At 67.8% G+C, this 24502-nt stretch carries 17 protein-coding genes and 1 tRNA gene; 12 read left to right on the top strand and 6 right to left on the bottom strand.

From position 1 onward, the window contains the following. Positions 1–140 precede the first annotated feature (140 nt). On the top strand, positions 141–1553 hold the full coding sequence (locus tag WS46_RS14845; RefSeq protein WP_059690966.1) for an MFS transporter: 1413 nt from the start codon (positions 141–143) through the stop codon (positions 1551–1553). A 175-nt stretch (positions 1554–1728) separates the two neighbouring features. Here the strand turns inward: WS46_RS14845 and WS46_RS14840 are convergent, their stop codons facing one another. Together WS46_RS14840 and argA are read right to left on the bottom strand one after the other, a co-directional pair. Beyond that, a complete protein-coding gene (locus WS46_RS14840; RefSeq protein WP_006478357.1) occupies positions 1729–2004 on the bottom strand; it encodes an oxidative damage protection protein in 276 nt (91 codons plus the stop codon). Between the two features lie 49 nt (positions 2005–2053). Continuing rightward, positions 2054–3433 (bottom strand): amino-acid N-acetyltransferase, encoded by a 1380-nt coding sequence (gene argA / locus WS46_RS14835; protein WP_044847668.1) that lies wholly within the window; start codon positions 3431–3433, stop codon positions 2054–2056. Between the two features lie 23 nt (positions 3434–3456). On the opposite strand from argA, the gene hrpA reads away from it, so the two are divergent. The 5 genes from hrpA to WS46_RS14810 all read left to right on the top strand — a co-directional run bounded on the left by hrpA (position 3457) and on the right by WS46_RS14810 (position 11543). Next, on the top strand, positions 3457–7650 hold the full coding sequence (gene hrpA, locus WS46_RS14830) for an ATP-dependent RNA helicase HrpA (RefSeq protein ID WP_059690960.1): 4194 nt from the start codon (positions 3457–3459) through the stop codon (positions 7648–7650). 161 nt (positions 7651–7811) lie between these two features. After that, a complete protein-coding gene (locus WS46_RS14825) occupies positions 7812–8801 on the top strand; it encodes a beta-propeller fold lactonase family protein (RefSeq protein WP_059535900.1) in 990 nt (329 codons plus the stop codon). A 16-nt stretch (positions 8802–8817) separates the two neighbouring features. Beyond that, positions 8818–9792: a sterol desaturase family protein gene (locus tag WS46_RS14820; RefSeq protein ID WP_059690959.1), complete on the top strand. Its 975-nt coding sequence runs from the start codon at positions 8818–8820 to the stop codon at positions 9790–9792. 111 nt (positions 9793–9903) lie between these two features. Further along, on the top strand, positions 9904–10731 hold the full coding sequence (locus WS46_RS14815; protein ID WP_059535897.1) for an EI24 domain-containing protein: 828 nt from the start codon (positions 9904–9906) through the stop codon (positions 10729–10731). After that, a complete protein-coding gene (locus WS46_RS14810; protein WP_059535895.1) occupies positions 10728–11543 on the top strand; it encodes a molybdopterin-binding protein in 816 nt (271 codons plus the stop codon). Before WS46_RS14815 ends, WS46_RS14810 begins: the two co-directional genes overlap by 4 nt. 137 nt (positions 11544–11680) lie before the next feature. On the opposite strand, the gene WS46_RS14805 is transcribed toward WS46_RS14810, so the two are convergent. Further along, a complete protein-coding gene (locus WS46_RS14805) occupies positions 11681–12145 on the bottom strand; it encodes a rhodanese-like domain-containing protein (RefSeq protein WP_059535893.1) in 465 nt (154 codons plus the stop codon). A 406-nt stretch (positions 12146–12551) separates the two neighbouring features. On the opposite strand from WS46_RS14805, the gene glnA reads away from it, so the two are divergent. From glnA to WS46_RS14785, 4 genes are all read left to right on the top strand, one after another. Then, the gene (gene glnA, locus WS46_RS14800) at positions 12552–13967 is read left to right on the top strand and encodes a type I glutamate--ammonia ligase (protein WP_059535891.1); all 1416 of its coding nucleotides are present in this window, start codon (positions 12552–12554) and stop codon (positions 13965–13967) included. Positions 13968–14128: 161 nt separating this feature from the next. Then, entirely contained in the window at positions 14129–15271 is a 1143-nt protein-coding gene (gene glnL, locus WS46_RS14795; RefSeq protein ID WP_059535888.1) for a nitrogen regulation protein NR(II), read from the top strand. A 46-nt stretch (positions 15272–15317) separates the two neighbouring features. Continuing rightward, positions 15318–16847, top strand: coding sequence for a nitrogen regulation protein NR(I) (ntrC, locus tag WS46_RS14790; RefSeq protein WP_059535886.1), 1530 nt, complete (start codon positions 15318–15320; stop codon positions 16845–16847). 79 nt (positions 16848–16926) lie between these two features. Next, positions 16927–19053 (top strand): prolyl oligopeptidase family protein, encoded by a 2127-nt coding sequence (locus WS46_RS14785; protein WP_059690958.1) that lies wholly within the window; start codon positions 16927–16929, stop codon positions 19051–19053. 25 nt (positions 19054–19078) lie between these two features. On the opposite strand, the gene xth is transcribed toward WS46_RS14785, so the two are convergent. After that, entirely contained in the window at positions 19079–19855 is a 777-nt protein-coding gene (gene xth, locus WS46_RS14780; RefSeq protein WP_218921273.1) for an exodeoxyribonuclease III, read from the bottom strand. Between the two features lie 181 nt (positions 19856–20036). Between xth and WS46_RS14775 the strand changes: the two genes are divergently transcribed. Continuing rightward, positions 20037–20113 (top strand) — tRNA-Met (locus WS46_RS14775). 82 nt (positions 20114–20195) lie between these two features. Here WS46_RS14775 and WS46_RS14770 read toward each other — a convergent pair. Continuing rightward, the gene (locus tag WS46_RS14770; RefSeq protein ID WP_059690956.1) at positions 20196–20888 is read right to left on the bottom strand and encodes an aspartate/glutamate racemase family protein; all 693 of its coding nucleotides are present in this window, start codon (positions 20886–20888) and stop codon (positions 20196–20198) included. Positions 20889–21058: 170 nt separating this feature from the next. Between WS46_RS14770 and dinB the strand changes: the two genes are divergently transcribed. Next, positions 21059–22264, top strand: a complete 1206-nt coding sequence (dinB, locus tag WS46_RS14765; RefSeq protein WP_059690955.1) for a DNA polymerase IV — start codon at positions 21059–21061, stop codon at positions 22262–22264. 60 nt (positions 22265–22324) lie between these two features. Here the strand turns inward: dinB and WS46_RS14760 are convergent, their stop codons facing one another. After that, complete coding sequence (locus tag WS46_RS14760) at positions 22325–24412, bottom strand: M3 family metallopeptidase (protein WP_059690954.1); 2088 nt, start codon at positions 24410–24412, stop codon at positions 22325–22327. Positions 24413–24502 lie beyond the last annotated feature (90 nt).

Below are 24502 nucleotides of genomic sequence, written 5' to 3'. Positions count from 1 at the left end.
GCAGGGACAAGCCGCTCGACGCAAGGCAATGAAAGCGACGTAAGGCGACGTAAAGCACCACCGCCAGCCGGCGGCGCAAGGCCGGCCATCCGGCAAGGCGCGCGACAGTCGCGCCGCCGATCACAAACATGGAGACATCGATGAGCCGTCCGCAATCCCCGTCCGCCGCGCAGCCGCGGCCCGGCCGCGCCGCCCTCGCGGCGTTCGTCGGCACCACGATCGAGTGGTACGACTTCTACATCTACGGCACCGCCGCCGCGCTCGTATTCGGCAAGGTGTTCTTTTCGAGCACGATGGATCCCGGCGTCGCGACGCTGCTCGCATTCGTCACGTTCTGGGCCGGCTTCGCCGCGCGGCCGCTCGGCGGAATCGTGTTCGGGCATCTCGGCGACCGCGTCGGCCGAAAGACCGCGCTCGTGATCACGCTGGTGATGATGGGGCTGGCCACGACGGGCATCGGCCTGCTGCCCGGCTATGCGTCGATCGGTGTGTGGGCGCCGGCGGGCCTCGTCGTGCTGCGCGTGTTGCAGGGCATCGCGGTCGGCGGCGAGTGGGGCGGCGCGGTGCTGATCGCGAGCGAGAACGCGCCGAAGCATCGCAGCATCCTCTATGCGGCGTTCGCGCAGCAGGGTTCGCCCACCGGCAACCTGCTCGCCACAGCCGCCTTCTTCGCGCTGAGCGCGCTGCCGACGCCGTCGTTCCTGATGTGGGGCTGGCGCATCCCGTTCCTGCTGTCGGCGGTGCTCGTGATCATCGGGATGGTGATCCGGCTGCGGCTCGAGGAATCGCTCGACATGCAGCGCGTGCTCGCGCGCAAGCGCACGGTGAAGCTGCCGCTGCGCGACGTCGTGCGCGACCACTGGCCCGTCGTGCTGCTCGCGGCCGGCACGCTGCCGGTGATCAACGTCACGTATTTCCGCAGCACCTTCGCGCTGTCGTGGGCGACGAAGGAGCTCGGCTACGCGCAGGGCACGTTTCTCGGCATCCTGTCGATCTCGCTCGTCGTGCAGTTCCTGATGCAGCCGGTCGGCGCGTGGTTCGTGTCGAAGGTCGACATGCGACGCGCGATGTGCTGGATCCTGATTCCCGAGATCGTGCTGATGCCGGTGATGTTCCATGCGCTCGCGACGCGTTCGTACTGGATCGCCGTCGCCGGGATGTGCATCTCGACGATCCCGTCGGCGATGTTCTACGGCGCGGTCGGCGGCGTGCTCGCGCGCGTGTTTCCGGCCAACATCCGCTACACGGGCCTGTCGCTCGCGTATCAGTTGAGCGCGCTCGTCGTCGGCGGCGGCACGCCGGTGCTCGCGCAGGCGATCCTGAACGCGACCGGCAGCATCGTCGGCGTCGCGATCGCGTCGGGGCTGTACGCGCTCGTGTCGCTCGCATGCATGCTCGCGCTGCTGAATCGCACCGGCTACCGCGCGGACGAGTTGTCGACGGCCGAGCGCAGCGATGCGGCCGAATGGGGTGCCGAAGGCGCGAGCGCTGAAAGTCCGATCGGCGAGACCGCGCAGGCGGGCGACCGCGGTGCGTTGAAACCGGCGGGTTGAATCCGCCGGGCCGGCGCGACTTGCCGATTCGGCGGCGGCGCACGCGCCGGACGGATCGCATCGCCTCGATTCCGCCCTCCCAAAAGCAAACGGCACCGTGCGATACACGGTGCCGTTTGCCTTGCTTCGCTTCGCAACGCGGCCGGCGCGACCGGCCCGCGCGATTCGCGGTGCGTCAGCCTTCCGTCGGCGGCACGTAGCCGGACGCCTGGTCCGCGCCGTCGCCGAAGAAGTACTTCTCGGTCTGCTTCATCAGGTACTGGCGCGCGCGCGGGTCGGCCATGTTCAGGCGGTTCTCGTTGATCAGCATCGTCTGCTGCTTGAGCCAGCCTTGCCACGCTTCCTTCGACACGCTTTCGTAGATGCGCTTGCCGAGTTCGCCCGGCAGCGGCGGGAAATCGAGACCTTCGGCTTCCTTGCCGAGCTTCGCGCATTGGATCATTCGAGCCATCGTGTACTTCTCCTGTAATCGGTCTGGGGGAGGGCAGTCGTGCCTGCGCTCAGAGCTGCTTCATCAGCACGAGCGACTTGCGCTGCCAGTTATAGAGTTTGCGGCGGTCTTCCGGCAGGTCGTCGACGCTGACCTTGACGAAGCCGCGCTTGAGGAACCAGTGCTCGGTGCGCGTCGTGAGCACGAAGATGTGCGTGAGGCCGCGCGCGCGGGCGCGCTGCTCGATGCGCTTGAGCAGGCGTTCGCCGTCGCCCGAGCCCTGCGCTTCCGGCGCGACCGTCAGGCACGCCATCTCGCCGATCTTCTCCTGCTGGTACGGATACAGCGCCGCGCAGCCGAACAGCACGCCATCGTGCTCGATCACCGAGAAGTGGTCGATGTCGCGTTCGATCTGGTGGCGGCCGCGCCGCACCAGCGTGCCGTCGGACTCGAGCGGCTCGATCAGCGACAGGATGCCGCCGACGTCGTCCGGCGTCGCTTCGCGCAGGCTCTCGAGGTTCTCGTACGAGATCATCGTGCCGACGCCGTCGTGCAGGAACAGTTCGAGCAGCATGCTGCCGTCGAGCGACTGCGGAATCAGGTGGGCCCGGGTCACGCCGCCGCGGCAGGCGCGGATCGAGTGCTTCAGGAAGAACGCGTCGTCGCCCTGGATGTTGCCGGAGTCGAGCAGCTCGGCGGCGGCGTCGAGCGACATTTCGCGGATCAGGCCGCCTTCGTCGTCGACGATGCCGGGCGCCTCGGTCAGGAAGATGATCTTGTCGGCGCGCAGCGCGATCGCGGCGGCCGATGCGACGTCTTCCATCGACAGGTTGAACGCCTCGCCGGTCGGCGAGAAGCCGAGCGGCGACAGCAGCACGAGCTTGCGGCTCGCGAGCGAATGACGGATCGATTCGGCGTCGATCTTGCGCACGATGCCCGTGTGCGCGAAATCGACCCCGTCGAGAATCCCCACCGGCCGGGCGGTCACGAAGTTGCCGGACACGACGCTGATGTGCGCGTGCGCCATCGGCGAGTTCGGCAGACCCTGGCTGATCGCGGCCTCGATGTCGAGACGCACTTCGCCGGCCGCTTCCTTCGCGGATTCGAGCGCGCGCGCATCGGTGATGCGCAGCCCGTGCGAAAACTCGGATTCGACACCATGCAGGCTCAGCTGCTCCTCGACCTGCGGCCGCGAGCCGTGCACGAGCACGATCTGGATGCCCATCGCCTGCAGCAGCGCGATGTCGGACACGAGCGCGTTCAGCAGCCCCTGCTGCACCACCTCGCCGCCGAACCCCACGACGAACGTGCTGTTGCGGAACTTGTGGATGTAAGGCGCGACGGAGCGCATCCAGTCGACGAACTGCGCGTGGCTGGCGGCCGAATCGTCGGCGGCCGGCGGCGTCGCGGCGCCGGTCTGGGCGGGTGGGAGGTCGGTTTGGGAATTCATGGGCGGGATTATAATGCGCCCCCATGTCGAATGTACCTAAAAGTCCCGCGCCGACGCGGGCCAAAGCGCCGTCGGCCCGGCACCCGGAGGGGGCGGCCGATGCGCGTCAGCAGCAGGGCCAGCCGCCGCGCCAGCAGCAACAGCAGGCGGGTCAGCTGCCGCGCGGGCCGCGCGGCGACGAGCGGCGCCGCGAGCCGGGCCAGCCGGCCGCGCAGGGCGCGCCCCAGGCCGCCGGCGAGCGCGCGCCGCGCCGCGAGCGTCCGCCGCGCGCGGCCGTCGCGCCCAATCCCGTTCCGCCGATCACCTACCCCGAAAGCCTGCCCGTGTCGGGCAAGCGCGACGAAATCGCGCGCGCGATCGCCGGTCATCAGGTCGTCATCGTCTGCGGTGAAACGGGTTCGGGCAAGACCACCCAGCTGCCGAAGATCTGTCTCGATCTCGGCCGCGGCCTGGGCGCCGGCGGCACGGGCCTGATCGGCCATACGCAGCCGCGGCGCCTGGCCGCGTCGTCGACCGGCCGGCGCATCGCCGAGGAGCTCGGCACGCCGTTCGGCGAGGTGGTCGGCTACAAGGTGCGCTTCACCGACAATCTCGCGCCGGGCGCGTCCGTCAAGCTGATGACGGACGGCATCCTGCTCGCCGAGACGCAGACCGATCCGCTGCTGAAGGCGTACGACACGCTGATCATCGACGAGGCGCACGAACGCAGCCTGAACATCGACTTCCTGCTCGGCTACCTGAAGGAAATCCTGCCGAGGCGGCCGGACCTGAAGCTGATCGTCACGTCCGCGACGATCGACGCCGACCGTTTCGCGCGCCATTTCGGCACCGACGCGCGCCCGGCGCCCGTGATCGAGGTGAGCGGGCGGCTGTATCCGGTCGAGATGCGCTACCGGCCGGTGGCCGAGGATCGCCCGGCCGTGAAGCACGCCGAAGGCACGGGCGGCCGCGATCGCGTGAAGACCGCGCGCGAGGCCGAACGCGACCTGATGGACGCGATCGTCGACGCGGTCGACGAACTGTGCCGCGAAGGCCCCGGCGACGTGCTGGTGTTCCTGCCCGGCGAGCGCGAGATCCGCGAGGCGGCCGAGGCGCTGCGCAAGCATCATCCGCCGCATACCGAGATCCTGCCGCTGTTCGCGCGGCTGTCGGCGGCCGACCAGGACAAGGTGTTCAAGGCGTCGAACGCACGCCGCATCGTGCTCGCGACCAACGTGGCCGAAACGTCGCTGACGGTGCCGGGCATCCGCTACGTCGTCGACACCGGGCTCGCGCGCGTGAAGCGCTATTCGTACCGGAACAAGGTCGAGCAGCTGCAGGTCGAGTCGATCTCGCAGGCCGCCGCGAACCAGCGCGCGGGCCGCTGCGGCCGGGTGGCCGACGGCGTCTGCATCCGCTTGTACGAGGAAAGCGACTACCAGGCGCGCGCGCGTTTCACCGATCCGGAAATCCTGCGCTCGTCGCTCGCGTCGGTGATCCTGCGGATGAAGTCGCTGCACCTGACCGCGATCGAATCGTTCCCGTTCCTCGAGCCGCCGCCCGGCCGCGCGATCGCGGACGGCTACCAGCTGCTCAACGAACTCGGCGCGGTCGACGACGACAACGCGCTGACGCCGCTCGGCCGCGAACTCGCGCGGCTGCCGCTCGATCCGCGCGTCGGCCGGATGATTCTCGCCGCGCGCGACCAGCAGTCGCTGCGCGAGGTGCTGATCATCGCGAGCGCGCTGTCCGTTCAGGACCCGCGCGACCGTCCGATCGAGGCGCAGGAGCAGGCCGACCAGGCGCACCGCCGGTTCGCCGACGAGCGCTCCGAATTCCTGCAGTGGCTGAAGATCTGGGCGTGGTTCGAGGAAGCCGTCGCGCACAAGAAGTCGAACCGCCAGCTGATCGACGCGTGCCGGCAGAACTTCCTGTCGCACCTGCGGCTGCGCGAATGGCGCGACGTCCATTCGCAGCTGCTGACGGTCGTGCGCGAGCACGGCTGGCGCCTCAACGAGGTCGAGGCGACCTACGAGCAGGTCCATCTGGCCCTGTTGACGGGCCTGCTCGGCAACCTCGGCATGAAGGCCGACGACGATCCGCACTACCTCGGCGCACGCGGGATCAAGTTCTACCTGTGGCCGGGCTCCGCGCTCGCGAAGAAGGCCGGCCGCTGGGTGATGGCGGCCGAACTCGTCGAGACGAGCCGGCTGTATGCGCGCTGTCTCGCGAAGATCGAGCCGGAGTGGGTCGAGAAGATCGGCGCGCATCTGCTGAAGAAATCGCTGTCGGAGCCGCATTGGGAAAAGCGCCCCGCGCAGGTCAGCGCGTTCGAGCGCGCGACGCTGTACGGGCTGCCGATCTACCACCGCCGGCGCGTCGCGTTCGGCAAGCAGGATCCGGCGCGGGCGCGCGAGCTGTTCATCCGCGGCGCGCTGGTCGAGGGCGAGTTCGACACGAAGCTGCCGTTCTTCGCGCACAACCGCAAGCTGCTCGCCGACATCGAGCAGCTCGAGCACAAGTCGCGCCGCCAGGACGTGCTGGTCGACGACGAGCTGATCTACGCGTATTACGACCAGGCGATTCCGGAGGGCATTCACACCGGCGCCGCGTTCGAGCGCTGGTATCGCGACGAGGCGAAGAAGGGCGGTCAGGCGGAGGAGAAGCAGCGCCTGCTGTACCTGTCGCGCGACGACCTGATGCGCCACGAGGCGGCCGGCGTGACGACCGAGCTGTTTCCGAAGCGCGCGACGATGGCCGGTGTCGAGATGGCGCTCACGTACCATTTCGAGCCCGGCACGCCGCGCGACGGCGTGACGCTCGCGGTGCCGCTGTACGCGCTGAACCAGGTCGACGCGCGCCGCTGCGAATGGCTCGTGCCGGGGATGCTGAAGGAAAAGGTGCAGCTGCTCCTGAAGTCGCTGCCGCAGAAGCTGCGCCGGCACTGCGTGCCGCTGCCCGAATACGCGGCCGGCTTCGTCGAGCGCACGGGCCGCGAGCGCTTCGGCGCGGGCGGCCTCGTCGAGGCGCTGATCGCCGACGTGCGCGGCGAGACCCAGGTCGCGATGAAGACGGCCGACTTCAAGCTCGAGACGTTGCCCGCGCACCTGTTCATGAACTTCAAGGTGATCGACGAGCACGGCCGTCAGCTCGCGATGGGGCGCAATCTGGCGCAACTGCGCCAGGAGCTCGGCGCGCAGGCGCAGCAGCAGTTCCAGAAGATCGCGGCGGCGTCGACGATCGCGCCGGGCGGCGAAGCGGGCGACGGCGACGCGGGCGGCGCGCCGGCGCTCGCCGCGGCGGCGGGTTCGACGGCGAAGGGCGGCAAGCCGGGCAAGGGCGCGGCGCCGCACACGGCCGCCCCGGCGGAAGCCGGCGCGACCGCGCTGTACGAGAACCTGACGACGTGGAACTTCGGCAAGCTTCCCGAGCTGCTGGAGATCCGCCGCCGCGGCCAGACGCTGTACGGCTATCCTGCGCTCGTCGATCGCGGCACGCATTGCGACGTCGAAGTGTTCGACTCGCCGGAGGAGGCCGCGCGGATCCACCGAGCCGGCTTGCGGCGGCTGTTCGCGCTGCAGCTGAAGGAGCCGATCAAGTTCCTCGAGAAGAACCTGCCGGGGCTGCGCGAGATGGCGATGCAGTACATGTCGCTCGGCACGCAGGACGAACTGCGCGACCAGCTGATCGACACGGCGCTCGACCGCGCGTGCCTGCAGGATCCGCTGCCCGACGACGACGCGAGCTTCCACGCGCGCCGCGACGAGGGCAGGAGCCGCCTGAACCTGCTCGCGCAGGAGATCGCGCGGCTGGTCGGGCAGATCCTCGCCGAGTATGCGGGGCTTGCGAAGAAGCTCGCGCAGGCGAAGCCGTTCGCGCAGGCCCATGCGGATCTGCAGCAGCAGCTCGCCGCGCTGGTCGGCAAGCGCTTCGTGATCGACACGCCTTACGTGCAGCTTGCACACTTCCCGCGCTACCTGAAGGGCATCGCGCTGCGGATCGACAAGCTGAAGGCCGACCCGGCGCGCGACGCGAAGCAGTCCGGCGAGCTGCTGCCGCTCGTCCAGCAGTATCAGCGCGCGGTGTCGCAGCGCGGTGGCGTCGCCGATTCGCGCCTCGCGGAATTCCGCTGGCTGCTGGAGGAGCTGCGAATTTCGCTGTTCGCGCAGGAACTGCGCACGCCGATGCCTGTCTCTGTCAAGCGTCTGCACAAGGTGTGGGAGTCGATGCAGCGTTAGCGCATCAGCGACCGGCGGGGCCCGCACCGGTTGCGGGCCCCGCCGCGGCCGGCCGCACGGCGGCCGCGACGTGCGTCGAAGTGGCGCAACCCCGCCTTCCGTCAACCGGTGGGGCCCGCCGAGCGTTTTACAATGACTGCTGTTCCACGACGTGAGTCTTCATGCGCACTTTCCTTTCCTTCGGCCGCACGCTTGCGCTGGCCGCCGCCGTGCTGGCGCCCGCCGCACACGCCAATAACGTAATCATCCTCAATTCGGCCGAAGCGACGCTTTCCCTGATCGACCAGCAGACCCGCCAGGTCGTCGGCACGATGCCGACCGGCAAGGAGCCGCACCACCTGATGGCGACGCCGGACAATTCGTCGCTGATCGTCGCGAATTCGGTCTCGAACAGCCTGATGTTCGTCGATCCGAAGACGGGCAAGCTGCAGCGCACGGTCGAAGGCATCGAGGATCCGTACCAGCTCGGCTTTTCGCCCGACAACAAGTGGTTCGTGTCGACCGGGCTGCGCCTCGACCGGCTCGACATCTACGGCTACGACGGCCGCGACCTGCATCTCGTGAAGCGCTTGCCGCTCGCGGTGATGCCGAGCCATATCGCGTTCACGAAGGACAGCAAGACCGTGCTCGTGTCGCTGCAGGTGTCCGGCGAGATCGCGGCGGTCGACCTCGCGACTCAGACGGTCAAGTGGAAGATGAAGGTCGGCAAGGTGCCGGCCGGCCTGTGGCTCACGCCGGACGACAAGTTCCTGCTGGTCGGGATGACTGGCGCGGATTACGTCGCGGTGGTCGACTGGCGCAACCAGAAGATCGTCAAGCAGATCCACACGGGCAACGGCGCGCACAACTTCCGCTCGCTCGCCGACGGCACGCACGTCGCGGTCACGAACCGGGTCGCGAACACGATCAGCATCATCGACGAGAACACGCTCACCAACGTCGGCGACATCACCGGCCTGCTGCCGGGACCGGACGACATGGAACTGTCCGCCGACAAGAAGACGCTGTGGGTGACGTTCCGCTTCGCGAAGAAGGTCGGTATCATCGATCTCGCATCGCGCAAGCTGGTGCAGACGATCGCCGTCGGCCGTTCGCCGCACGGGATCTACTTCTACGACCGCGCGCCGTGGAAGGCTGCGAACGGCGCGTGACGGGCGGAGGCGAGCGATGCTGCACCTGATCGATGCGTTCGTGTCGGACATCCAGACCTGGCTGTACGTCGACGTCGTGCAGCCGCTCCTCTTCAAGTTCAACCTGATGGGCTATGACGAGGACACCTACGACGCGCTGTACTGGGTGATCATCGGCGCGCTGCAGATGGTGCTGATGTTCGTGCTGCTGCGCCCGCTCGAGGCGCTGCTGCCGGTCGAGCGCTGGCAGAACCGCCGCGCGGTGCGGGTCGACGTGATCTATACGGCGATCGCGAAGCTCGGCATCTACGCGCTGTTCTTCTTCTTTGCGCTGCAGCCGGTGTTCGACGGCTTCCAGGCATGGCTGCGCCTGCACGGCGTCGTGAACGTCAACCTCGACTATCTGTGGCCCGGCGTGACGTCGCGGCCGATCGTCGCGTTCGCGATCTACCTCGTCGTGCTCGACTTCGCCGGCTACTGGTATCACCGCTGGCAGCACAAGTTCGGCATCTGGTGGGAGCTGCACGCGGTGCATCACAGCCAGCGGCAGATGTCGCTGTGGTGCGACGACCGCAACCACCTGCTCGACGACGTGATCCAGTCGTGCTTCTTCGCGTCGATCGCGCTCGTGATCGGCGTGACGCCGTCGCAGTTCGTCGTGCTGACCGCGGTCACGAACTTCATGCAGAGCATCCAGCATACGAATGCGCGGCTGTCGTTCGGCCGGCTCGGCGAGCGCCTGCTCGTGAGCCCGACCTTCCACCGGCGCCACCACGCGGTCGGCTACGGCCACGAAGGCACCAAGTACGGCTGCAACTTCGGCGTGCTGTTCCCGTGGTGGGACATGATGTTCGGCACCGCGTCGTGGAACCGCACGGTCGAGCCGACCGGCATCCGCGAGCAGATCGAAGGCGTGTCCTACGGCGACGGCTTCTGGGCGCAGCACGGCCTCGCGTTCGTGCGCATCTTCCGGCGCCTCGTTCCCGCGAAGCGCGGCGCGGCGTCGGCCTGACCCCGCCGCTTTCCCGTTGAACGGCTCTCCTGCACGGCCCGCAAGCGCTTTGGCGCATGCGGGCCGTGTGGTTTATCCTTTCCCCGTTTTTCTTCGTCGATACAGGTTCGCATGAACGACTTGCTGCGCTCCTTCGTCCGGGCCTTCGTCAGCGCGCTGCATCCGCGCATGCTGTGGCTCACCCTGATGCCGTTCGTCGTCTCGGCGCTGCTGTGGGGCGTCGTGCTGTGGTTCTCGTGGCAAACGCTGATCGACGCCGCGCGCGGCGCGCTCGACGGCTTCGTGCTCACGGCGGTGCTGTACCGCATGTTCGACGCGATCGGGATGTCGCAGCTGCATGCGGTCGTCGCGCCGTTCGTCGTCGTATCGCTCGCGATTCCGCTGATCGTGCTGACCGTGCTGCTGCTGATCGCGACGATCTCGATGCCGGTCGTGATCAAGCACCTGTCGAACCGGCAGTTCGCCGCGCTGGAGGCGAAGCGGGGCGGCACGTTCTTCGGCAGCGTGTTCAATTCGCTCGGCGCGGCCGTCGTCGGCGTCGTGCTGCTCGTCGTCACGATCCCGCTGTGGCTGATTCCGCCGTTCTTCGCGCTGCTGCCGCCCGTGATCTGGGGCTGGCTGACCTACCGCGTGATGACCTACGACGCGCTCGCGCAGCACGCGAGCCGCGACGAGCGACGTGCGCTGGTGCGGCAGCATCGCTGGCCGCTGATCGGCATCGGCGTCGCGACCGGGCTGCTCGGTACCGTGCCGACGTTCGTGTGGGTGTCGTCGGTCTGGATGATGGTGCTGTTTCCGTTCGTGGCGGCGGCCATGATCTGGGTTTACGCTTTCATCCTCGTCTTTTCGGCGCTGTGGTTCGGGCACTATTGCCTGCGCGCGCTGGACGACCTGCGCGCGAGTTCGCGCGCCACCGCAATCGACATGGGGCAGGCATGAGCATCGGCATCATCATCATCGGCGACGAAATCCTTTCGGGCCGCCGGCAGGACAAGCACCTGGCCAAGGTCATCGAGCTGCTCGGCGCGCGCGGCCTCGCGCTCGACTGGGCCGAATACGTCGGCGACGATCCGGCGCGGATCACCGCGACGATCGCGCGCGCGGTCGCATCCGGCGACATCGTGTTTTCCACGGGCGGGATCGGCGCGACGCCGGACGACCACACGCGCCAGTGCGCGGCCGCCGCGCTCGGCGTGCCGCTCGAGCTGCACCCGGAAGCGAAGGCGCTGATCTCGGAGCGTATCCGCGAGACGCACACCGATCCGGCCCGGCCGGTCGATTTCGAATCGCCGGAAAACCAGCACCGCTTCAACATGGGCGTGTTCCCGGCCGGCGCGACGATCATCCCGAACGGCTACAACCGGATTCCCGGGTTCTCGGTCGGCGATCTCCATTTCGTGCCGGGCTTTCCGGTGATGGCGTGGCCGATGATCGAATGGGTGCTCGACACGAAGTACCAGCATCTCCATCACGCGACGCCGCACGCGGAGCGCTCGTTGTACGTGTTCGAACTGCCGGAATCGACGCTCACGCCGCTGATGGAGAAGATCGAGCGCGATTTCCCGGGCGTGCGCGTGTTCAGCCTGCCGAGCGTCGGCGATGCCGAGCGCGGCGGGATCTACGCGCGCCGGCACATCGATCTCGGCGTGAAGGGCGAGCCGGAGGCGGTCGCGGCCGCGTTCGTGAAGCTGCGCGAAGGCGTGCACCTGCTCGGCGGCGACGTGGTCGAACCGGACGTGCCGCGCGCCTGAGGGCCGCGCACCGATCACCGATGCGGGCCGCGCAAGGGCCGCACAAAAACCGCGGGCCGCGCAATGCGGCCCGTCATCGGGATGTCATCGCCCGGCTCGACGATGTCGCAGTCGGGCGTGCCTGGGCGGATGCGCTGTCAGGCGCCGATCCACGGCAGTTTCCGGAAGCACCAGCCGTCGACCGTCTTGCGATGGCCTTCGGCATCCTTGCCGCCCTCGAAGCCTTCGAGCAGGTCGAACGCCTTCGTGAAGCCGGCCTGCGTCGAGGCGACCGCGGCGAGCTTCGAGCGCGCGGCGCTGCGGCACAGGAACAGGATGGGCGTATCGGCCGGGAGGGCCGCTTTCAGTTGATCGACGAATTCGGCGTTCGGCACGCCGCCCGGATAGCGCGTCCATTCGAGGTGCAGGTACTGGCCGTCGCCGACGAGCGGGCGGCCGATCCAGTCGAGCTCGGCGCGGGTGCGCACGTCGACGAGGCGTGCCGACGGGTCGAGCTGCAGCAGTTCGAACGCCTCGACCGGCAGCAGTGCGCCGGCATAGTGGAGCGCACCCTGGGCGCGGCGTTCTTCGGCCTTCGCGTAAAGCTGGTCGAGCGTACTCATGGCAGGAGGTCTCCGTATCGGTCAAACGATCATTCTAGCGCGGCACCGCCGCGCGGATGTCCGGTTGCCCGGCAGGGTATGCACCGCCCACGCATTCACCAAAAAAGTGCAGAATGGCACGCGTGCACCAGAATGAATCTGCGACGTGGGCATGCTTCGCCATTTGCACCATGGAGGTGCGGCCATGCGATCGCCGATGCGGCGCCTGGCCCCGGAATCGCGCAGCCGGGCCCTGCCGTGGCGCGGTCTGGCGCGATTCATGTCGCTTCTGTGCATGGCTGGCACGGTTGCTGCTATATAGAATTCGGTCGACCCGGGGCGCGCTGCGCCAAAGCCAGACTCCGGGCAGCTCGATAAACGAGGCGGTTCCCAGTCCGCCGGAATTGTTCAATCAGGAGAAGAGGTTATGAGTAAAACCGTCGCCGACGTCATGCAGCTCGTGAAGGACGAGGACGTCAAGTTCGTCGATTTCCGCTTCACGGATACGCGCGGCAAGGAACAGCACGTGTCGGTGCCGGTTTCGGCGTTTGACGAAGACAAGTTCGAAAGCGGTCATGCATTCGACGGCTCGTCGATCGCCGGCTGGAAGGGCATCGAGGCGTCGGACATGCTGCTCATGCCGGACCCGACCGCCGCATTCATCGACCCGTTCTACGAAGAATCGACGCTGGTGCTGACCTGCGACGTGGTCGAGCCGGCCGACGGCAAGGGCTACGAGCGCGACCCGCGTTCGCTCGCGAAGCGCGGCGAAGCGTACCTGAAGAGCACGGGCCTGGGCGACACCGCCTACTTCGGTCCGGAGCCGGAATTCTTCATTTTCGACTCGGTCCAGTGGAACACGGACATGTCGGGCTGCTTCGTGAAGATCAACTCGGAAGAAGCGCCGTGGTCAGCAGGCAAGGAATTCGAAGGCGGCAACACGGGCCACCGTCCGGGCACGAAGGGCGGCTACTTCCCGGTCGCGCCGGTCGACACGTTCCAGGACATGCGTTCGGAAATGTGCCTGCTGCTCGAACAGCTCGGCATCCCGGTCGAAGTGCACCACCACGAAGTGGCGGGCCAGGGCCAGAACGAAATCGGCACGAAGTTCTCGACGCTGGTGCAGCGCGCCGACTGGACGCAATGGTCGAAGTACATCATCCATAACGTCGCGCACTCGTACGGCAAGACGGCGACGTTCATGCCGAAGCCGGTCGTCGGCGACAACGGTTCGGGCATGCACGTTCACCAGTCGATCTGGAAGGACGGCCAGAACCTGTTCGCGGGCAACGGCTACGCCGGCCTGTCGGAATTCGCGCTGTTCTACATCGGCGGCATCATCAAGCACGCCCGTGCGCTGAACGCGATCACGAACCCGACGACGAACTCGTACAAGCGTCTGGTTCCGCACTTCGAGGCACCGGTCAAGCTCGCCTACTCGGCACGCAACCGTTCGGCATCGATCCGCATTCCGCACGTGTCGAACCCGAAGGGCCGCCGTATCGAAACGCGCTTCCCGGACCCGATGGCCAACCCGTACCTGTGCTTCACGGCACTGATGATGGCCGGTCTCGACGGCGTGCAGAACAAGATCCACCCGGGCGAAGCCGCGGACAAGAACCTGTACGACCTGCCGCCGGAAGAGGATGCAAAGATCCCGACCGTCTGCGCAGGCCTCGACCAGGCACTGGAAGCGCTCGACAAGGATCGCGAGTTCCTGACGCGCGGTGGCGTGTTCACCGACGGCATGATCGATGCGTACCTCGCGCTGAAGGAGCAGGAGCTGGCGAAGTTCCGCATGACGACGCATCCGATCGAGTTCGAGATGTACTACTCGCTGTAATCGGCGATGGCGCTTCGATCCAGCGCCGTCATGCCGGTTCGTTCCCGTCGCGAGGCTTGCGGCGGGGACCGCGGAGTCTGAAAGGGGACGGCGTCCAGCCGTCCCTTTTTTGTTCCGAGCATTTCCATTTTCCGACCCGCTGAGGCGCGACGACACGCACGATGGCTCTGAAGAATCTGATCAAGGCGAAGACGGGGCAGCCCGAGCGACTGACGGAAGACGAGCGCCTCTCGCGCTCGGGCCTGCTTGCCGGGCTGGAAGCGCTGCCGACGGTCGTGATCGTGCTCGACCGCAAGACGCTGCGGGTCGCGTTCGCGAACCCGTCCGCGGAGGCGATGCTCGACATCTCGCGCCGGCAGCTCGCGCAGCGGCCGTGGGGCGAGATTTTCCCGAACGCGAACGAGCTCGCGTCGACGATCACCGCGATCGGCGAGGAGCGCTTTCACGCGACGCATCTCGATACCGTGCTCGACCGGCCCGGCCGCGAACCGCTGCACGTGCATGCGATCGTCGGCTTCCTCGAGACCGCACCCGATTTCGTGCTCGTCGAGCTGTTCGAGAACGAACGGCAGTCGCGCACCGATCGCGAGGAGCGCATCCACGACCTGACCGCGGTCAACAAGCAACTGATCCGCAACCTTGCGCACGAAATCAAGAACCCGCTCGGCGGCATTCGCGGCGCAGCCCAGCTGCTCGAATTCGAACTGAGCGAGCGCGAGCGCGGCGAGTTGCGCGAATACACGCAGGTGATCATCAAGGAGTCCGATCGGCTGCAGACGCTCGTCGACCGGTTGCTGGAGCCGCATCGGCATCCGCACATCGTCGGCGACGTCAACATTCATGAAGTGTGCGAACGCGTGCGCGCGGTGATGCTCGCGGAATTTCCGCGCGGGCTCACCATCGAGCGCGATTACGACGTGAGCGTGCCGGACCTGCGCGGCGACAAGGAGCAGTTGATCCAGGCGCTGCTGAACATCGTGCGCAACGCCGCGCAGGCGCTGCGCGAACGGATCGCGCAGGGCGACGCGAAGATCGAGCTGCGCACGCGCGTCGCGCGCAAGGTGACGATCGCGAAGCGCCTGTACAAGCTGGCACTGGACTTGCACATAGTCGACAACGGGCCCGGCATTCCGGAGGAGATCCGCGACCGGATCTTCTACCCGCTCGTGTCCGGGCGCGACGACGGCAGCGGCCTCGGCCTCACGCTCGCGCAGACCTTCGTGCAGCAGCACGACGGGATGATCGAGGTCGAGAGCCGGCCCGGCCGTACCGAATTTCAGATCCTGCTGCCGCTCGATCACTGAGCGACGGCATGGCGATTCACCGGATTCACCCATACCTGACCGACCTATGAAGCCGATCTGGATAGTAGACGACGACCAATCGATCCGCTGGGTGCTCGAAAAGGCACTCGCCCGGGACAGCTTCGCGACGAAGAGCTTCGCGAACGTGCGCGACGCGCTGGCCGCGCTCGACCACGAGACGCCGCAGGTGCTCGTGTCCGACATCCGGATGCCGGGCGGCTCCGGCCTCGAGCTGTTGCAGGCGATGCACGAGCGCTTGCCGGGCCTGCCCGTCATCATCATGACGGCGTTCTCCGATCTCGACAGCGCCGTCGCGGCGTTCCAGGGCGGCGCGTTCGAATATCTCGCGAAGCCGTTCGACGTCGACAAGGCCGTCGAGCTGATTCGCCGCGCGGTCGAGGAGAGCCTGCGCGGCGGCGCGCCGCAGGACGAGCGCGTCGCCGAGGCGCCCGAGATGCTCGGCCAGGCGCCCGCGATGCAGGACATGTTCCGCGCGATCGGCCGCTTGTCGCATTCCGCCGCGACCGTGCTGATCACCGGCGAATCGGGCACCGGCAAGGAGCTCGTCGCACGGGCGCTGCACCGTCACAGCCCGCGGGCGAACGGCCCGTTCATCGCGCTGAACACGGCGGCGATTCCGAAGGACCTGCTGGAATCCGAACTCTTCGGCCACGAGCGTGGCGCGTTCACCGGCGCGCAGACGACGCGCCAGGGCCGCTTCGAGCAGGCCGAGAACGGCACGCTGTTCCTCGACGAAATCGGCGACATGCCGTTCGATCTGCAGACGCGCCTGTTGCGTGTGCTGTCGGACGGCCAGTTCTATCGGGTCGGCGGCCACAATCCGCTGCGCGCGAACGTGCGCGTGATCGCCGCGACGCACCAGAATCTGGAGGCGCGCGTGCGGCAGGGGCTGTTCCGCGAGGACCTTTACCACCGCCTCAACGTGATTCGGCTGCGGCTGCCGCCGCTGCGCGAACGCAGCGAGGACATCGCGCTGCTCACGCGCCACTTCCTGCAGAAGAGCGCGCGCGATCTCGGCGTCGAGCCGAAGCGCGTGTCGGACGAAGCGCTCGCGTATCTGACGTCGCTGCCGTTTCCCGGCAATGTGCGGCAGCTCGAGAACCTCGCGAACTGGTTGACCGTGATGGCGCCCGCGCAGACGGTCGAGATCAAGGACCTGCCGCCCGACCTCGTGCCGGCAGGCGCGCCGGTGACCGCGACGGCCGATGGCGCGGATGCACTCGGCGGCGTGAGCGGCGGCGTTGCCGGCGACGCGGCGCGCGCGCAGCTGGCGGCCGGTGTCGTGCCGTTGACGGCGGCGCCCGTCGCGGCCGCACCGAACGGTGCGCCAGCCGGTTATCCGATGTGGGAAAGCGGCCTGCGCACGGAAGTCGCGCGGCTGCTGCGCGAGAATTCGGCCGACGTGATGGACGAGCTCGCGCGCCGCTTCGAGGCGGCCGTGATTCGCGAGGCGCTCGACTTCACGCGCGGCCGCAAGGTCGAGGCGGCGGAGCGGCTCGGCATCGGCCGCAACACCATCACGCGCAAGATCCAGGAACTGCATCTGGAGCCGTAAACCGCTGTCGCGGCATGCGCGGACGTCGCGCATGCCGTGATCGGACATAATCGCGGTTTGCCGTCAGGTGCGTTCCGTCATGTCCGATTCCTTCCGCTGGCCCGCCGGGGCCGATCCCTTCCGCTTTCTCGAAGCGCTCGACAGCAAGCGCGCCCGCGCCTGGGTCGACGAGCAGAACGCGCGCACGCGTGTCGCGCTGCGCGACGACGATGCGTATCGCGCGCTCACCGCGCGGCTCGCGCAGGCGTATCTGCCGCGCGAACGCCCGGTGATTCCGACCCGCTGGCGCGACTGGGCGTACGACCTGTGGCAGGACGATCTCCATCCGAAGGGACTGTGGCGCCGCGCGCGCTGGGACGACTGGCGCGCCGGCCGGCCCGAGTGGGAAACGCTGCTCGACGTCGACGCGCTCGGCGCGCAAGAGGGCGAGTCGTGGGTGTTCGAGCAGGACGCGATCCTGTACCCCGACGGCGACCGCGCGCTGCTGTCGCTGTCGCCCGGCGGGGCCGACGCCGTCGTCGTGCGCGAGTTCGATCTCGTGCAGCGTCGTTTCGTCGACGGCGGTTTCACGATCGACGAGCCGGGGCATCACACGGTCGGCTGGATCGACCGCGATACCGTCTACGTGAGCTGGGATCGCGGCGAAGCGCATGCGACCGCGGCCGGCTATCCGTACGACGCGCGCCGCTGGGTGCGCGGCACGCCGCTCGCCGATGCGCCGGTCGTGTTTCGCGGCGAACCCGACGACATCAGCGCGGGCGCGTGGTTCGACCCGATCGATGGCCGTCACGTCGCGTGGCGCAGCGTGGATTTCTTCGACGCACACGCGTACTGGCTGACCGACGCGGGCGAGTGGGCGCGCTACGACGTGCCGACGCATGTCGAGGTCGGCTTCTGGGAAGGCTGGCTCGTGCTGGAGCCGCGGCTCGACTGGGACTGCGGCGGCGTGCATCACGCGGGCGGCTCGCTGCTCGCGATCCGCGAGCAGGCGTTCCTGGCCGGGTCGCGCGAGCTCACGACGCTGTTCGCGCCGCGGCCGTCGACGTCCGCCTGCACGTGGACGCACACGCGCACGATGCTGATCGCGAGCTGGCTCGACGACGTGCACAACCGCACGATGCTGTGGCAGCCGCGCCAGGGCGAGGACGGCGCGTGGACGTGGGACGCGCGGCCGTTCGACTGGCCGGGCGATGCGCAGATCGACGTCGAGCCGGTCGAGTCGACGCTGAACGACGACGTGTACGTGGACGTCGATACCTATCTCGATCCGCCCGAATGCTGGCTCGCCGACCTGGCCGATCGCGCGGCCGATGCGCCGTCGCGCCGCGTGCTGCTCGACCGGCCGCCGGTGCGGTTCGATGCGGCCGGGCTCGTCGTGCGCCGCGCGAATGCCCGTTCGCGCGACGGCACGGTGGTGCCGTACACGCTGATCGGGCCGCGTGACGCGCTCGATGCACTCGATGCGCCGGAGCGCGCCGACGGCCGCACCCGCGTCGCGCGCCCGTGTCTGCTGTCAGGCTATGGCGGCTTCGCGATTCCGAACCTGCCGGGCTACAGCGATGCACTCGGCATTGCGTGGCTCGAACGTGGCGGTGTCGCGGCGTTCGCACACATCCGGGGTGGCGGCGAATTCGGGCCGGGCTGGCACGTCGACGCGCAGCGCGAACATCGGCAGCGCTCGTTCGACGACTTCATCGCGGTGGCCGAGGACCTGATCCGCACCGGCGTGACGACGGCCGCGCAGCTTGGCATCGAGGGCGGCAGCAACGGCGGGCTATTGGTGGGCGCTTGCATGGTGCAGCGTCCGGAACTGTTCGGCGCGGTGCTGTGCCGCGTGCCGCTGCTCGACATGCGGCGCTATCCGAAGCTGCACGCGGGCGCCGCGTGGCTCGACGAGTACGGCGATCCGGACGATGCGCGCGAGGGCGCGGCGCTCGCCGCCTACTCGCCCTATCACCGCGTGCGCGACGGTGTCGTGTATCCGCCGCTGCTGCTGACGACGTCGACGCGCGACGACCGCGTGCATCCCGCGCATGCGCGCAAGATGGCCGCGCGCATGCATGCGCTCGGACACGAACGGGTGTGGTACTGGGAGAACACCGACGGCGGCCACGGCAGCGCCGACGATCTGGAGCGCGCCGAATCCGATGCGGCGGAATTCGGCTTCCTGTGGACCCATCTCGGGCCCGCGCCCGCGCGCGATTGAGCGCGGGCGCGAGCGGGCAGGGGGCTCAGCCGACGATCGCGACGACGGGCGCGTGGTCGGACGGCTGGTCCCACGTGCGCGGCACGCGATCGACTTCGCACGACGTGCAGGTGGCGGCGAGCGCCGGCGACAGCAGGACGTGGTCGATACGCAGCCCCGCGTTGCGGCGGAACGCGAACATCCGGTAGTCCCACCACGTGAAGGTCTTCTCCGGCTGTTCAAAACGGCGGAATGCATCGACGAAGCCGAGTTCGATCAGCTTCGCGAAGTGCGCACGCTCCTGCGGCGACACGAGGTTCTGGCCTTCCCATTTCGCCGGGTCGTGCACGTCGCGGTCTTCCGGCGCGATGTTGTAGTCGCCGAGCAGCGCGAGCTTCGGGTGGCGCTGCATCTCGGTGCTCAGCCACGCATGCAGCGCGTCGAGCCACTGCATCTTGTAGACGAACTTGTCGGAGTCGGGCGCCTGGCCGTTCGGGAAATAGGCGGACACGATGCGCACGCCGTCGACCGTCACGGCGATCACGCGCTGCTGCGGATCGTCGAAGCCGGGGATGTTGCGCACGACGTCCGATTCGTCGACGGCGAGCGTGTCGCGCACGAGGATCGCGACGCCATTGTAGGTCTTCTGGCCCGTGAACCAGCTGCGGTAGCCGGCAGCCTCGAGATCGGCGCGCGGATACTTCTCGTCGGGCAGCTTCAGTTCCTGCAGGCACAGCACGTCGGTTCCGCTTTGCGCGAGCCAGTCGAGCACATGCTGCTTGCGGACGTTGAGCGAGTTGACGTTCCAGGTGGCGATTTTCATGAACGGGAATGCGTGCGGGGTGGATGCGAAGGCCGCCATCTTACCGCGAGCAAGGGGCGCGAACGCGCGCGACACGCGACGCGACGCAGGCGCGATGCATTGCGTTATCGACGACCTGCAAAGAAATTGTGACAAAAGTGTTGACGTGAGTACTTCATCACCCTATAATTTATTTCTCTGACGCGGGGTGGAGCAGTCTGGCAGCTCGTCGGGCTCATAACCCGAAGGTCGTAGGTTCAAATCCTACCCCCGCAACCAAGCACACCAGACGATGTGCAGCGCAAGTGACCGATGCGCGCTTCGTCGACAGGAACCCGGCCTCGTGCCGGGTTTTTTGTTTTCAGCCCGCCGCCCACTCGACCGCCGCCTTCGCATGCAGCGCGGTCGTATCGAACACCGGCAGAGGCGAATCGTCCGCGCCGATCAGCAGCGTGATTTCCGTGCAGCCGAGTATCACCGCCTGCGCGCCGCGTGTTGCCAGTTCGTCGATGATGGCCACGTAGGTCGCGCGCGACCCGGCATCGATCACGCCATGACACAGCTCGTCGTAGATGATCCGGTGCACGTCGTTGCGCGCGGATTCGTCCGGCACCAGCACGTCGAGGCCGAATTTGTCGCGCAGACGCGCCGCGTAGAACGGCAGTTCCATCGTGTAGCGCGTGCCGAGCAGCGCGACGCGCTCGACGCCCGCTGCACGCAGCGCGGCGCCGGTCGGATCGGCGATGTGCAGGAACGGCAGCGTCACCGCGGCCTCGATCGCGCCGTGCACGCGGTGCATCGTGTTGGTCGTCAGCACGATGAGATCGGCGCCGGCCGCTTCGAGCCGGCGCGCGGCATCGGCCATCCGCTCGCCGAGCGCGGCCCAGTCCTGCGCGCGCTGCAGCGCTTCGATCTCCGCGAAATCCACCGTGACCAGCACGCTCTTCGCATTGTGATGGCCGCCGTGCAGCGCTTTCGAATGGCGATTGATCATCCGGTAGTACTCCGCCGACGATTCCCAGCTCATCCCGCCGATCAGTCCGATCGTCTTCATCCGTCACCCGTGCGTTTCGTAACCCGTGGCAGACGAGTATAGGGGGCGGTCCTTGCGCGCGGCGGTACGATCCGCGCGAAGCGGACCGGTACGGTGCGGCCGTCCGGAACGTGCCGGAACTGCGTGGAGGCGACCGAACGCGACAGCACGCGACAGTTGAAACGGCCACTGTGTTTTTGTACAGTATCGGCACCGTGAATCCGACCATCATCCCGCCTGCCGATCCGCGCGTGCCGCCACCCGGCGACGCGCCGTCGCGCGGGCGCAAGATCATCCATTGCGATTGCGACTGCTTTTACGCATCGGTCGAGATGCGCGACGACCCGTCGCTGCGCAACCGGCCGCTCGCGGTCGGCGGCCGGCCCGACCAGCGCGGCGTGATCGCGACCTGCAATTACGAGGCGCGGCGCTACGGCGTGCATTCGGCGATGTCGTCGGCGCTGGCGATGCGCAAGTGCCCGGACCTGCTGATCCTGCCGTCCGCGATGGATAAATACCGCGCGGCGTCGCGGCAGATCATGGCGATCTATCGCGACTACACGCGTGACGTCGAGCCGCTGTCGCTCGACGAGGCGTACCTCGACGTCAGCGGCTCCGAACTGTGCCAGGGCAGCGCGACGCTGATTGCGCGGGAGATTCGCCAGCGCGTGTACGACACGGTCGGCGTGACGGTGTCGGCGGGCGTCGCGCCGAACAAGTTCATCGCGAAAATCGCGTCCGACTGGAACAAGCCCGACGGCCTGTTCGTCGTGCGCCCGCATGAGGTCGATGCATTCGTCGCGGCGTTGCCGGTGCGCAAGCTGCACGGCGTCGGCCAGGTGACGGCCACGCGGCTCGACCGGCTCGGCATCCAGACCTGCGCGCAGCTGCGCGACTGGTCGCTGATCGATCTGCATCGCGAATTCGGCGCGTTCGGCCGGCGGTTGTACCAGCTGGCGCGCGGAATCGACGAGCGGCCGGTGCAGGCCGATCAGGAGCGCAAGTCGGTCAGCGTCGAGACGACCTACGTGACCGACCTGACGACGCTCGAGCAATGCGCGGACGAGATCCGCCGCCTGGTCGTGCAGCTCGACGCGCGCATCGCGCGCGCGGGCGCGGCCCGCACGATCCGCAAGCTGTACGTGAAGATCCGCTTCGCCGATTTCCAGCGCACGACGGTCGAGTGCGTGGCCGACGCGACGAATGCGCAAACGGCCGTCACGCTGCTCGCGAAGGGGCTGCAGCGGCGCGCGCAGGCCGTGCGGCTGCTCGGCGTCGGCGTGCGCATCGACGAGGATACGGCCGAGCGTCACGGGCAGTTTTCGCTGTTCGACGACGAGGCCGACCGCAACACCGACAACACGGACGAAGCCGGCGGCGAAACGCCGGCACCATGAAAAAAGGCACCGCCGAAGCGGTGCCTTTCGATGCTGCCGGACGAGCTGGGCAGCGCATGCTCAGTGCGCGGGGGAAGCCATTCCGTTGTGGCGCAGCAGCGCGTCGATTTCCGGCTCGCGGCCGCGGAACGCCTTGAACGAATCCATCGCCGGCCGGCTGCCGCCGACTTCGAGGATCTCGCGGCGATAGCGCGTGCCGGTTGCCGCGTCGAGCACGCTGCCGCTTGCGGCAGCCGCTTCCTCGAACGCCGCATACGCGTCGGCCGACAGCACCTCCGCCCACTTGTAGCTGTAATAGCCGGCCGCATAGCCGCCCGCGAAGATGTGGCTGAACGTGTTCGGCCAGCGCGAGAACGCGGCCTGCGGGATCACGTGGTAGCGCTCGTTGATCTCGCGCGCGAATGCGTTCACGCCGGTCGTGCCGGCCGGGTCGAAGTCGACGTGCAGCAGCATGTCGAACATCGAGAACACGATCTGGCGGAGCGTGCCGAGGCCGCTCTGGAAGTTCTTCGCGGCGATCATCTTGTCGAACAGCTCGCGCGGCAGCGTGGCGCCCGTATCGACGTGCGACGACATCGACGACAGCACGTCCCATTCCCAGCAGAAGTTTTCCATGAACTGCGACGGCAGTTCGACCGCATCCCATTCGACGCCGTTGATGCCCGACACGCCGAGTTCGTCGACGCGCGTGAGCATGTGATGCAGCCCGTGGCCGAATTCATGGAACAGCGTGATGACTTCGTCGTGCGTGAAGCATGCGGGCTTGCCGCCGACCGGTGCCGAGAAGTTGCAGGTCAGATACGCAACCGGCGTCTGCACGGCGTTGCCGCGCTTCGCGCGCGCACGCGCATCGTCCATCCACGCGCCGCCGCGCTTGCCTTCGCGCGCATACAGATCGAGATAGAACTGCGCGACGAGCGAGCCGTCGCGGTTCTCCACGCGGAAGAAACGCACGTCCTTGTGCCACACCGGTGCGTCGTCCGGCTTGATCCGCACGCCGAACAGCGTTTCGGTGACGGTGAACAGGCCCTTCAGCACGGCCGGTTCCGGGAAATACTGCTTGACCTCGTTTTCCGAGAACGCGTAGCGCTGCTGGCGCAGCCGCTCGGCCGCGAACGCGACGTCCCACGGCGCGAGCTCGGCCAGACCGAGTTCCTTCGCGGCGAACGCGCGCAGTTCGTCCCAGTCCTTGTCAGCGTGCGGGCGCGCGCGCGTCGCGAGATCCTCGAGGAACGCGATCACCTGCTGGGGCGATTCGGCCATCTTCGGCGCGAGCGACACTTCGGCGAAGTTGCGGTAGCCGAGCATCTGCGCTTCTTCGCGGCGCAGCTTCAGTTCGTCGGCGACGATCGCCGTGTTGTCCCACTCGGCCTTGCCGCCGCCGTACTGCGGGCCGAGTTCCGATGCGCGGGTCGCATACGCGCGGTACAGCGTCTCGCGCATCGCGCGGTTCTCGGCGTACTGCAGCACCGGGAAGTAGGACGGGAAATGCAGCGTGAACTTCCAGCCTTCCTTGCCGTCCTTCTGCGCGGCTTCGCGGGCCGCTTCGATCGCGTCGCCCGGCAGGCCGGCCAGCTCGGCTTCATCGTGCGCGAAATACGCATACGCGTTGGTCGCGTCGAGCACGTGGTCGGAGAACGCCTTCGACAGCGCGGCCTGCTGCTCCTGCAGTTCCGCGAAGCGCGGCTTCCGGTCCTCGGGCAACTCGGCGCCCGACAGGCGGAAATCGCGCAGCGCGTTATCGAGGATCTTCTTGCGTTCGGTGGACAGCGTCGCGTATTCGGCGCTCGCGGCGATCGCCTTGTACTTCTCGTACAGCGCGAGGTTCTGGCCGACGCTCGACCAGAACTCGGTCACGCGCGGCAGGTTTTCGCCGTAGGCGGCGCGCAACTCCGGCGTATCGGCGACCGCGTTCAGGTGGCCGACGACGCCCCATGCACGCCCGAGCGGCTCCGTCGCCTGCTCGACCGTCTCGACGATCGCGGCCCACGTCGCCGGCGTCTCGGGCGCGCTCGCGGTGTCGACCGCGCGGTTGGCGGCATCGAGCAGCGTGTCGAGCGCGGGCGTCACGTGTTCCGGACGAATCTCGCCGAAGCGGGGCAGGCCGGAGAAATCGAGGAGCGGATTGGTGTTGGCGCTGGCGGACATTAAGACTCCCTGTCTGTTGCCGGATGAACCGGAGTGAAAAGGGTGAGGCGCGATACGGCGGCGCCCGATACCGACATTATTGGGGCGCAT

Source organism: Burkholderia sp. RF4-BP95, assembly GCF_001521985.1.
In the GTDB taxonomy this organism is placed as follows: Bacteria; Pseudomonadota; Gammaproteobacteria; order Burkholderiales; family Burkholderiaceae; genus Burkholderia; species Burkholderia diffusa.
This window is presented reverse-complemented; position numbering and strand designations above follow the sequence as displayed.